This is a genomic window from Streptococcus pseudopneumoniae (assembly GCF_038148935.1).
Taxonomy (GTDB): domain Bacteria; phylum Bacillota; class Bacilli; order Lactobacillales; family Streptococcaceae; genus Streptococcus; species Streptococcus pseudopneumoniae_U.
In genome coordinates this window covers 1-12343 of record NZ_JBBJZX010000060.1, presented here as the reverse complement: position 1 = coordinate 12343, position 12343 = coordinate 1, and the positions used below count along the sequence as shown (strand labels likewise).

Annotated in this window: 4 protein-coding genes; all 4 read left to right on the top strand. The window is 40.9% G+C overall.

The features are described 5' to 3' along the window. Window positions 1–461: 461 nt before the first annotated feature. The 4 genes from WKI42_RS07275 to WKI42_RS07260 all read left to right on the top strand — a co-directional run bounded on the left by WKI42_RS07275 (window position 462) and on the right by WKI42_RS07260 (window position 12286). A complete protein-coding gene (locus WKI42_RS07275) occupies window positions 462–1346 on the top strand; it encodes an SPFH domain-containing protein (RefSeq protein WP_050252682.1) in 885 nt (294 codons plus the stop codon). 202 nt (window positions 1347–1548) lie between these two features. Beyond that, the gene (locus tag WKI42_RS07270; RefSeq protein ID WP_368081564.1) at window positions 1549–6570 is read left to right on the top strand and encodes a ZmpA/ZmpB/ZmpC family metallo-endopeptidase; all 5022 of its coding nucleotides are present in this window, start codon (window positions 1549–1551) and stop codon (window positions 6568–6570) included. A 237-nt stretch (window positions 6571–6807) separates the two neighbouring features. Continuing rightward, on the top strand, window positions 6808–10596 hold the full coding sequence (locus WKI42_RS07265; RefSeq protein WP_368081563.1) for a sugar-binding domain-containing protein: 3789 nt from the start codon (window positions 6808–6810) through the stop codon (window positions 10594–10596). Window position 10597: 1 nt separating this feature from the next. Beyond that, window positions 10598–12286 carry an alpha-L-fucosidase gene (locus WKI42_RS07260; RefSeq protein WP_368081562.1) on the top strand — a complete coding sequence of 563 codons (1689 nt, stop codon included), beginning with the start codon at window positions 10598–10600 and terminating at the stop codon, window positions 12284–12286. Window positions 12287–12343 lie beyond the last annotated feature (57 nt).

Genomic DNA, 12343 nt, shown 5'->3' with positions numbered 1-12343 from the left:
CATAGGAACGTAATCGGTAACCGATGACAAAAATAGTATACCACATTAAATTCAGATCATCAACATTGCTTAATTCTTGAAGTATGGCAGCTTGTATATTAAAACTAACTTACGTTGTGAGTAAAATTGCTATATATAACAACTCTCTTCATTAACTTGAAGGATAAAACATTATATTAAAAACATTTGTCACAAACAGATTTACATTAGCTCAATATCTGTCTGTTTCCAGTTTGACTCTTAATTGTTTAAAATCGAAATAAGGGTGGTCTGGAAAGAACTAGCATGGTGCGCTTAATTCCTTACCAGTTATTTTAGCAAGGATTAGACGACAATGTGACAATTCACCTCTAATTATTGACATTTCAGGAAAAATCGCAGTAAAAACGGCACAGCCTTCTTTAAATGTGCTATAATACTAGAAAAATACTTGTGGAGGTTCCATTATGGCAATATTTTTCATGATTTTTCTGATTGTTTGTGTGCTCCTATTGGTGATAGTCACACTGAGTACAGTTTATGTGGTTCGTCAGCAGTCGGTGGCGATTATTGAACGCTTTGGGAAATACCAAAAGGTTGCCAATAGCGGTATTCATATTCGATTGCCTTTTGGGATTGACTCGATTGCAGCTCGGATTCAGTTGCGCTTGTTGCAAAGTGATATTGTGGTTGAGACTAAGACCAAGGACAATGTGTTCGTTATGATGAATGTGGCGACTCAGTACCGTGTCAATGAGCAGAGCGTGACAGATGCCTACTATAAACTCATGCGTCCAGAATCTCAGATTAAATCTTATATCGAAGACGCCCTTCGCTCTTCTGTTCCAAAATTAACCTTGGATGAATTGTTTGAGAAAAAAGATGAGATTGCCCTTGAAGTTCAACACCAAGTAGCAGAAGAAATGACCACTTACGGCTATATTATTGTGAAAACCTTGATTACCAAGGTCGAACCTGATGCAGAAGTTAAGCAATCCATGAATGAAATCAATGCGGCGCAACGCAAGCGGGTCGCAGCACAAGAATTGGCGGAAGCAGACAAGATTAAAATCGTCACTGCAGCTGAAGCCGAAGCAGAAAAGGATCGCCTTCATGGTGTGGGAATTGCCCAACAACGTAAGGCGATTGTGGATGGATTGGCAGAGTCTATCACAGAACTCAAGGAAGCCAATGTTGGTATGACAGAAGAACAAATCATGTCAATCCTCTTGACCAACCAGTATTTGGATACCTTGAACACCTTTGCTGCAAAAGGAAATCAAACCATCTTTTTACCAAATACTCCAAATGGTGTAGATGATATCCGTACACAAATCTTGTCAGCCCTCCGTGCTGAGAAGAAATAATAGACTAAAGAGCTTGGCAACAGGTTCTTTTTGTATTGCATTTGTTAAGAAAAGCAAAGAACATTGATATACATTTAACTAAAAATTATTGTATATTGTTGCCCTTAACTTGGAATGATAAGGGAATAACTAGAAAGATTTGTGAATACAGACTATTTCTGATATACTAAATATACAGTAATAATGAATGATGGGAGATGGGATGAAAGAATTTCAATTTGAGAGAAAGCAGCGTTTTTCTTTGAGGAAATATGCAATAGGAGCTTGTTCAGTCTTGCTAGGAACGAGTTTATTTTTTGCTGGTATGGGGGCTCAACCCGTACAGGCTGCAGAAACGAGTTCAGCACTAATTTCAAGTCATTATTTGGATGAGCAGGATTTATCTGAAAAGCTGAAATCTGAGTTGCAATGGTTTGAAGAAAATAAAATTGAGGTAAAAGAGGGAAAAGAATACTACTTTATCTATCGAAAATTGGCTACAAGATTACCAGAAACAGGTCTATTTTCTAATGATGGGATGTTTATCATGGGAGCAGGATTATTATTGCTTTCCTTCACTTTAATCAGGAGAAAAAAGGGAGCGTCTTACTTCCTTGTGAGCGTCTTTGCTGTTGGTGGATGGGGAGCATCCATCTCTGCTTTAGAAAATTTGGTAGAATTGCAACCAGCCCTTGTTAAGAGAGTAGAAGGCCAGTTTTTACCAAGTCCTGAAACAGTTCAAGGATATGAATTTACGGGATATTATTTGGTAAGAGATAGTGCTAGCAAGGAACTTTCTGTTGATAAAGTAGAGTCGCCAGCATTATCTCAAAAGGAGGACAGTTCAGAACCTCAATCTAAGAAGATTGTACCACAGACTGCATCTCATTTTAGCTCGACTGAAGATCTTGTGCAATCTCCTCAACCATCTTACGCAGTTGAGAAAATTGTTGAAGCTCCTGTAAGCAAACAAGCTCCTGCTGAAATTGTGCCTATAGGGACTAAGGAAGAAGATGCAGGAAATCCCCAAGTAGAACAACCGAAAGCAGAAAATAATAGTGATTATAAAACAAGTCCTGAGGAAGGTGTGTTAAATGCCACAGTAGAGAAACCAGAATTGCTAGTCACTACAGAGGAGGTTGCTTTCCAAACGATAGAACAAGAAGATGCAACCTTAGCTAAAGGGCAAACTAAAGTTGTTCAAGAAGGTGTTGTTGGTGAACGCACCATCTATACAGAAGTCACTATCGTTAATGGGGAAAAATCTAGCAAAGTTATAGAAAATATAATCACAAAAGAACCGGTGAACAAGGTGATTGCAGTTGGGACTAAGGAAGAAGTTGAACCCAAATCTGAGGAAAGTAGACCAGTTCAACCTGAAAAAACTCCAATAGTAGAGAATGAAACAGAGAAAAAACCAGCTGATGGAATAGGACAACCAAGACCAGGAGCAGAAGAAACGCCGGGTACAGAAGCAACACCAGGAGAGAAACAAACACCTGACAAACCCGAAGCCGAGCCGAAGCAACCAGATCCAGCAACCCCAGCCGTGGAATCAGGGGGTGAGGAAAATCAAACTCATGCCCCACAAGGTACTGAGTCTAAGCAACCCTCTAAAGAAACTGCTGAGACCAAAGATTCTGAACCAGAAGGCCCAGCCGTGGAATCAGGGGGTGAGGAAAATCAAACTCTTGCCCCACAAGGTACTGAGTCTAATCAACCATCTAAAGAAACTGCTGAGAGAAAAGATTCTGATCCAGCAGCACCAACCGTGGAATCAGGACGCGAAGAAGATCAATCTCCTGCGGAACAAAAGGGTGAGGAGAATCCAGTTGAGGGGGTCAAAGATGTTGGTGAGTCTGCCCCACAAGAAGCCCAAAAACAACCAGAACAAACGGCTACATCTCCAGAGGTCAATCCAAGTCAAGGAAACGAACCAGCTCCAGCTGTTCAGCCTGAACCCTTATCTCCCCAAGAACAGTCAGATTCACAAGTGCAACCAACTGTCCTAAGTCCAGTAACGAAAGAAAAAGTACTGGAATATAAAACAATCTATACAGCATCGCCAGCTTTAAATTACAAAGAGCAACAAGTAGAAGTAGCAGGCGAAAATGGTAAGGAAGTGACAACTACTTCTTACAGTTTTGATGAAAGTACTGGGAAAATAGTAGAAAACACTTCAACAAAGATAGAAAAACATCCAGTAGATAGAGTTGTTAAGGTTGGAAATGTAGAAGAAACAACCTCAACAACCAAAAGAGGTGAACAGTTTGTTGCGGATGAGTCACTTGATAAAGGTGTCAAAGAAGTCAGAAATCAAGGTCAGGACGAAGAAACGACAACAATAAAAGTTTACAAAGTAAATGAACAAACAGGAGACTTGACTGAGCCAGAAGTTTCAACAAAAGTAGCCAAAGCAATGCAAGCGAAAATAACGGCAGTAGGAACTAAGTCTAAGGTTGAAATAAAGGATACTCCGTTTGAAACACGATATGTAGCAGATGAGACGCTAAGTTATAAGGAAAAAGTAGAAACACCAGGTGAAAAAGGGCGTACAGTAACAACTACAAAATACACATTAAATCAAGAAACAGGAGCTATCTCAGAAGCAACTACAACAGAAAACACTCCAGCTAAAGACAAAATAGTAAAAGTTGGAAATGTGGAAAAGATAGTGTCACCAATTGATATTATTGAGGAAAGAAAAGATGACCCTGAACTTCCGAAAGGAAAAGAAGAGGTTCAAAGTGAAGGTGAACAAGGGGAAACAACCGTCACTAAAACTTATGAAGTTAATCCGGAGACAGGAGAGTTATCAGATCCAGTAGAGAAGACTGAAACAACTAAAGCTATGCGCCAAAAAGTAATCTTGGTTGGTACTAAAGAAGACAAACCGCATTTACTGCCAGAAAATAGTGAGTTAGAAAATGCAGTGGATGTGATGGAAGCTAGTAGAGAAATGAAGTCTGTAGACTTGTTGACAAATGAGAAGTTAAAAGCGCAGTTAGCTCCATCAGATATAGAAATAAATCGAGATTTATTTTTAAAACGAAAAGAATTACAAAAAACTAAGCCGCAGATAAGTGATGATGAAGTAAAAGAAATTCTACGAAAAGAATATCTTGAAAAATTATCTATTAAAGAAACACTCGATGCGACTAAAACCGATTTAGAAGCTAGTTTGAAAAAAGTTGCGGCGCATACCTTGAGTATTTTAGGTGACAATCAACAAAATAGAGAAAAAGTAAAAGGTGATATTGAAGCTAATAAAGAGAAAATATTACTAGGGTTATCCTATATCAATCGTTTTTATAATATTGATTTTGGAGATACTAATATCCGCGATATTCTAGCTTATAATCCAAGCTCGTTCGGTAAAAAAGATCTTACTTCTTTAGATTGGTTAACACACCTTGGGTCTATGAGTTATGATGAATTAAGATTAACCAATAGTCCAAAAACCTTTGAGAATTACTTTAGAAAAATTACAGATAAACCAACATTATTAGAGTTCTTAGATTACAACAGAACTACATTCACTAATATGGATGGGGATACGTGGTTGAAGAAAGCGACTAAAGCTATCATAGTTGAAAAATCATCGAAAGAAAAACCTGATGAAAAAGTAGACTTATATACAAAATTAACTACTGATCCTAAAAAATATGGGGCTGAAGAACGCAAAATTGAAAGTAGAAGACAACAAAATGTAGCAACATTATTAGGTTTGGTAAATATTAAAGAGCCAAGTGTCTATGTTTTAACTAATATAGCAACGGTAACTTATGGTAATATCGGAACGTATATGGATACTTCATTAGAAAAAACAGATAAAGATAAGTATAAAAAAGAATTAGAAAAGGTTAAAGAATTGATGGAATTAGCTGCAACAAGACAGGCTACATACGTTGATACTTTATACAGAATTGCAAAAGAAGAAAATCGTTCTAAATTAGTTACAAGTAGAGTGATTGTAGATACGATGAAAAAATACACATCAAATACAAATGCAGATATAACAACTACTTGGTCTGAAGAATTTGGCTCAACAGCTGATAAAGGGGTTAAAGACTTCATGACGCCTCTAGGAATGTATTCACCATCTCAAAGAGTAGGAGCAGAGGCAAATGGTGTAGGTGTACGTTACTTCATAGACAGAGTTCTGGATGATAGGGGTTCAGCGACTTATTCTCACGAAATGACGCACTTATTGGATAGAACAGTACTGTTTAATAATCATGGTCGTCGAGATGGTACAGCGGCAGAGTTTTACGCCCGAGGAATCTTCGAGAACTCTTATACACCAGAGACAGATACATATTTCAACTTAAACTTTGTTTATGATGAAACTAATAAAAATGGTTTCTACAACAAAACACCAGATAGATTTAAAACAGCTGCAGATTTGCAATCTTATATGCATGGAAGTTTTGATGTGTTATATAGTTTAGATTATTTAGAAGCGGAAGCAACAAAACAACTTTCAGCGACAGATAAAACTAAATACTTCAAAAAAATAACACCGATTGCATCGACAGGAACTAGAGCGACAGTAACATATACAAATCCAGCGGTTAAAGCTACGCACAAGAGTGAAAAAATCTCAGAAATCACACTAGATGAAGCGAGAGAACTATCGGATATCAATAGCTTGATTGATAATAATATTTTAGTGAACCGTTACATTATAAAAGGATTTACTGATAAAGGTACTATTCAAGCTAATGGATATTATTTAGTGGATATGTTTGATACCATTTATGGTGTTAGTCAAAATGACTCTGGTATGAGTGGGGACATCACCTTTAGAAAACAAGCCTTTGAATTGATGGCTGCTTTGGGCTATTATGAAGGATTTGTTCCTTATGTGTCAAATCAATATAAAAAACAAGCTGAAGAAGAAGGTAAACCGCTATCTGATAAATATATTTTCGATAACATTTTGGGAAAATCTTACGCAGCTTTCAAAAAAGAGCAAATAACTGAGCGTGTTGATAAATTAGGTAAGTTAAAACCAATTACGATAAATTATAACGGAAAAGAAGAAGTGATTGATAGTAAAGAAAAATTACAAGAGCTTATGAATAAAGCTGTTAAAGAAGAACTTGCTCAAATAAAAGCAGGAAATACCACGGCTAAAAAGTTTGAGTTTATCGAAACACCCGTTCAAAAACTGAAAAAAGCGATTTATAAAGCTTATCTCAAAGATTCAGATGACTTTAGACAGTCGATTTACAATAGTTAAGACAAAAGGGACATCTCTCTGGAATGAACATTCAGAGAGGTGTTTTTTGCGCTCTTGTCAGATTTGACCTTATTTCTTGAAAATTACAGTTTGCCTGAATATGGAATGATTTTCAGACTTTTCCACAAATTATAGAATCTTTTCTGAGTATTTAGGGAGTGATAGAGGAAATCTTGAAAGCGTTTTTGTTTTGTGCTATAGTCAAGTATATCGAGTCGTTTAAAGAGGAATGCTTGTATGAGAAGAGAAGAAGTTTTACGGAATCACTGGTTTTTTAGTCAGGAGGTGGGGAAAGAAGAAGCCTTGGCACCGGATTTTCAGAGGGGAAATTGGCAGGCCATTCAAGTGCCACATGACTGGAGTATTTACAATGATTTTGACAATTATTCGCCAGCGCAAAATGAGGGTGGTCAGTTAAATGGGGGTCAGGCTTGGTACCGGACGCAGTTTTACTTGGAAGAAGATGCCAGTCTTGTATCGGTGCGTTTGTTGTTTGATGGGGTTTACATGAATGCCCAAGTCTATATCAACGGGCAAGTGCTGGGTTATTATCCCAATGGCTACACACCTTTTTCTTATGATATCACGCCTTATCTAAGAAATGATGGGACGGCCAACCAGCTTGCGGTTTTTGTGGAAAATCAGCAACCTAGCAGTCGTTGGTACTCTGGTAGCGGTATTTATCGAGAAGTAAAATTATTGATTACAGATTCGGTGCATCTGGATTTGTATGGGATTAAGATAGAAAGTCCTAAACTAAAAGAACAGAGAGATGGATGGGTGGAAACTCGGCTTGAAAGTAAGGTTTCAAATGACGGATTTCAGTCTGTGTCGGTATATTTGGAACAGAGTATTTGGGATGATGGGCAGCAACTGTCTGACTGGCAGGCGACAGACTCTCTAGTGATTGAGTCTGGGGACAAATATTCTTTCCAACAAGCCATATCAATTTTCCAACCTTTGCTTTGGGATATTGATCATCCTTATCTTTACCAATTGAAGACTCGCCTCTACAAAAATGGCATTTTGGTTGATGAAGAAGAGGAGACTTTTGGTTACCGCTATATGGATTGGCAAGCGGATAAGGGATTCTTTCTAAATGGTCGCTGGTTGAAGATTCATGGAGTTTGTCTGCACCATGACTATGGAGCGCTGGGAGCTGTGGAAAATAGGTCAGCTGCTGAGAGACGATTGCGCCAGATGAAGGAAATGGGCGTCAATGCGATTCGAATCACCCATAATCCAGCTAGTAGTATCTTGCTGGATGTGGCTGCCAAAATGGGGCTACTCATCCAAGAAGAAGCCTTTGATACCTGGTATGGAGGCAAGAAAGAATATGACTATGGTCGCTTTTTTGAGGAAGAAGCGACTCATCCAGAAGCGAAAGCAGGCGATTTCTGGTCAGATTATGATTTGCGCACTATGATTGAACGTGGCAAGAATAATCCGGCGATTTTTATGTGGTCTTTGGGAAACGAAGTCAGCGAAGCAAATGGAGATGCTCATTCATTGAAGACTATCAAACGCTTGCTAGAAAGGGTTAAGGAGGTTGATGATAGCCGTTTTGTGACCATGGGAATGGATCAGTTCCGCTTTGGAGATGGGTCTGGAGGTCATGAAAAGATAGCCGATTTGCTGGATGTGGTGGGCTTAAATTACTCGGAAGACAATATTGACGGGATTCGCAAAAGACATCCCAAGTGGCGACTTTACGGGTCTGAAACCTCATCGGCTACACGGACTCGTGACAGCTATTTTCGCCCAGATAAGGAATGGGTTGGGGATAATCGCCGCGTGCGGAATTTTGAACAGTCAGACTATGGCAATGATCGGGTTCCTTGGGGGAAGACAGCGACAGCTTCTTGGATAGCAGATAGAAATCGGCTAGACTATGCAGGTCAGTTTATCTGGACAGGAGTGGACTATATCGGTGAGCCGACTCCTTGGCACAATCAAAACGACACGCCTGTAAAAAGTTCCTATTTTGGGCTTGTGGACACAGCAGGGATTCCTAAAAATGACTATTATCTCTACCAAAGTCAGTGGGTGGAGCTAGATCAGCATCCCATGGTTCATATCTTACCTCACTGGAATTGGGAAATCCACAAGAGTTATCAACAAGCTGTGGATAAGTATGGGGATATCCCTGTTAGAGTGTATTCAAATGCTGGTTCTGTAGAGTTATTTCTCAATGGAAAATCTCAAGGTAGGAAGACTTTTCAGGAAAAATGGACCTCAGATGGCAGAAAATACCAAGAGGGAGAAGGTTCTGGCCAACTCTATCTCGAATGGCGTTTGCCTTATCAACCAGGAGAATTGCATGCTGTAGCCTATGACTGTCAAGGTCAGCTTGTGGCAGAAGATAGGGTGGTGACTGCAGGTAAGCCAGCCAAAATCGGGTTACATGCCGATAAATCACAACTGGAGCCAGATGGGCAAGACCTCCTTTATCTCTATTTTGATGTATTGGACCAAGCTGGGAATTGGGTGCCGACTGCTTCCAATCAGCTTCATTTTAAAATTGAAGGCCCTGCTCGTATTGTAGGTGTGGATAATGGTAGGCAGGCTAGTCGTGAACGTTACCAAGCCCAGAAAAATGGTCGGTTTAAGCGGAAAGCCTTTCATGGCAGAGGTGTCCTCTTAGTTCAGAGCTTGGAGCAGGCAGGTCGAGTGAGAGTAAAAGCCAGTGCTAGAGGGTTAGAGCCAGCAAGTTTTGATCTCTTAGTGGGAGAGGCTTTTGATTGCCAGCTAGTGAAAAATCAGCGCTTATTTGAGATTCGAGTGGACAAGCAGGCAGGATTACAAGAAGGAGATTCCCCAGCCATTGGACTTTATCCACAAACTGTGGATAACTCTGTGAACAAGGTGGGGAATAGTGAAGTGATTTGGGAGACGAGTGGTAGTGCCCACGCCATTATCAAGCAGGGAGTGCTTCATTGCTTGTCTGCAGGCGACTTGGCTATACGAGCCATTTATCAAGGGAAGACCTATCAAACTCATTTGCAGGTGGCAGAAAATACCTCACTAGGGCAAGCAGTTTCTGTACGACCACTTCGCTTGTATACAGATAAGGGAACTTATCCACAGCTGCCATCTTCAGTTTTGGTGGACTATGAGTTCAGGGGTGCAAAACGAGTCAAGGTTGTTTGGGAGGCAATCTCCGAAGAAGATATAGCAAGCTTTCATGAGTTTATGGTATCTGGTCAGCTAGAGGGTTTGGATTTAAAGGCTTTTGCTCAGATTTGTGTCCAAGGGATTTGCGCTATTGAGCCTGAAAGGGTCTGGACGCTTGTCAAGGAAGCCCCACACTTACCAGACCGAGTCAAGCTAGTCTTATCAGATGGCAGACGAGATACGGCCAAGGTGACTTGGGATGAAGTCGATCCTCAAGTCTATGCTCAGGTAGGAGAATGTGTGCTCACAGGGCAAGTAGCGGGCTGTGAGTTGCCAGCAACAGTCACCATTCATGTGACAGATGCCAGTGTAGATGGGGAAGTTATTTCCAATCAGTGGACAGGATCCAACCTGCCTCTGGTCTTTGCTTCTCACTCAGAGCCAAATCACCCAGCCTCTTACCTCAATGACAAGGTCATTGCTCGGAAAAAATCGACAGCCAATACTTGGATTACCAAGTCAGAGCAAGCCAGCGTGGGCATTCTTTTTGGAGATGCAGGGATTTTAAAACCACGATTTGTGGATAACCTGACCTTGTATTATGTTGAGAATCAAGAATATGTGGCTGTTGAGCCGGCCTTTATTGATTATTATGTGGGGAATGAACCTAGCTTGCCTCGGACTCCCAACCATTTGGATAAGGATTCCCTGCTCAAGCAAGAGGAGAATTGGTGCCCTGTATCAGCTATCCGAAAAGTGTCAAGCGACAAGGATGAGGAGCTTCGTTTTGAATTTGACAAGGTGGAGACTTATGCCCTTCGTCTTCGATTTGAAGGCTTGAGCAGTCCTCTAGCGTTAACAGAATTGCAAGTACATGCCAAAAAAGTAAAGAAAAATGTAGATAGGAAGTAATATGGTAAGAGAAATAAAACCGCATGGCCCCTTGCCTAGTCAGGCCCAGCTAGCTTATTTAGAGGATGAACTAGCAGCATTTATACATTTTGGGCCCAATACCTTTTATGACCAGGAATGGGGGACAGGTCAGGAGGATCCTGAACGCTTTAACCCGACAAGGTTAGATGCGCGTGAGTGGGTTCGTGTGCTCAAGGAAACGGGCTTTAAGAAGTTGATTTTGGTGGTCAAGCACCACGATGGCTTTGTCCTTTATCCGACAGCCCATACAGATTATTCGGTCAAGGCCAGTCCTTGGAGGGATGGAGAAGGGGACTTGCTCCTTGAAGTATCCCAAGCTGCCACAGAATTTGATATGGATATGGGGGTCTACCTATCGCCGTGGGACGCCCACAGCCCCCTCTATCATGTGGACCGAGAAGCGGACTATAATGCCTATTATCTGGCTCAGCTGAAGGAAATCTTATCAAATCCTGCCTATGGAAATGGAGGGAAATTTGCTGAGGTCTGGATGGATGGTGCCAGAGGAGAGGGCGCTCAAAAGGTCAATTATGAATTTGAAAAATGGTTTGAAACCATTCGTGAACTGCAGGGCGATTGCTTAATTTTTTCAACAGAAGGTACTAGTATCCGCTGGATTGGCAATGAACGAGGGTATGCAGGTGATCCCCTATGGCAAAAGGTGAATCCTGACAAACTAGGAACAGAAGCAGAGCTGGACTATCTTCAGCATGGAGATCCCTCGGGCACTATTTTTTCAATCGGTGAGGCAGATGTTTCCATCAGGCCAGGCTGGTTCTACCATGAGGATCAGGATCCTAAGTCTCTCGAGGAGTTAGTCGAAATCTACTTTCACTCAGTAGGGCGAGGAACTCCACTCTTGCTTAATATTCCGCCGAATCAAGCTGGGCTCTTTGATGCAAAGGATATTGAACGCCTCTATGAATTTGCGGCCTGTCGCAATGAGCTCTATAAAGAAGATTTGGCTCTGGGAGCCAAGGTATCTGGTCCAGCTCTTTCCGCAGACTTTGCCTGTCATCATCTGACAGATGGCCTTGAGACTAGTTCATGGGCAAGCGATGCAGACTTGCCCATCCAGCTAGAACTCGACCTAGGATCTCCTAAAACTTTTGATGTAATTGAGTTAAGAGAAGATTTGAAGCTAGGGCAACGAATCGCTGCTTTTCATGTGAAAATAGAGGTGGACGGCGTCTGGCAGGAATTTGTCATGGGCTTTACAGTTGGGCATAAGCGCCTCCTGCGAGGGCCGCTAGTAGAGGCACAGAAGGTGCGCGTGATGATTACAGAGGTACAATCTATTCCTGTATTGACCAAGATTTCCCTCTATAAAACTCCTAGCTTATCAAAAAAAGAAGTTGTTCAGGGACTAGCATTTGCAGAAAAAAGTTTAACTGTGACAAAGGGAGAGGCTCTTCATTTTAGGATTGAACGTAGCGAAAGTGGCTCCTCTTTAGAGGCTAAGATTTCGATTCAACCGGGGACAGGTGTCCATGGTGTCGCCTATCAGGACGAAATTCAAGTCCTTCAATTCCAAGCTGGGGAAAGCAAAAAAGACTTGAGCATACCAACCCTGTATTTTGCTGCTGATAAGACTTTAGATTTTTATCTAAATCTGACTGTTGATGGACAACTGATTGATCAAGCTCATATTTTAGTTGAAACGAGATAAAATATCTTTATAATTCATTTCTTTTCCGAATAAATAGATAGTAGCAGTAAATCTAGC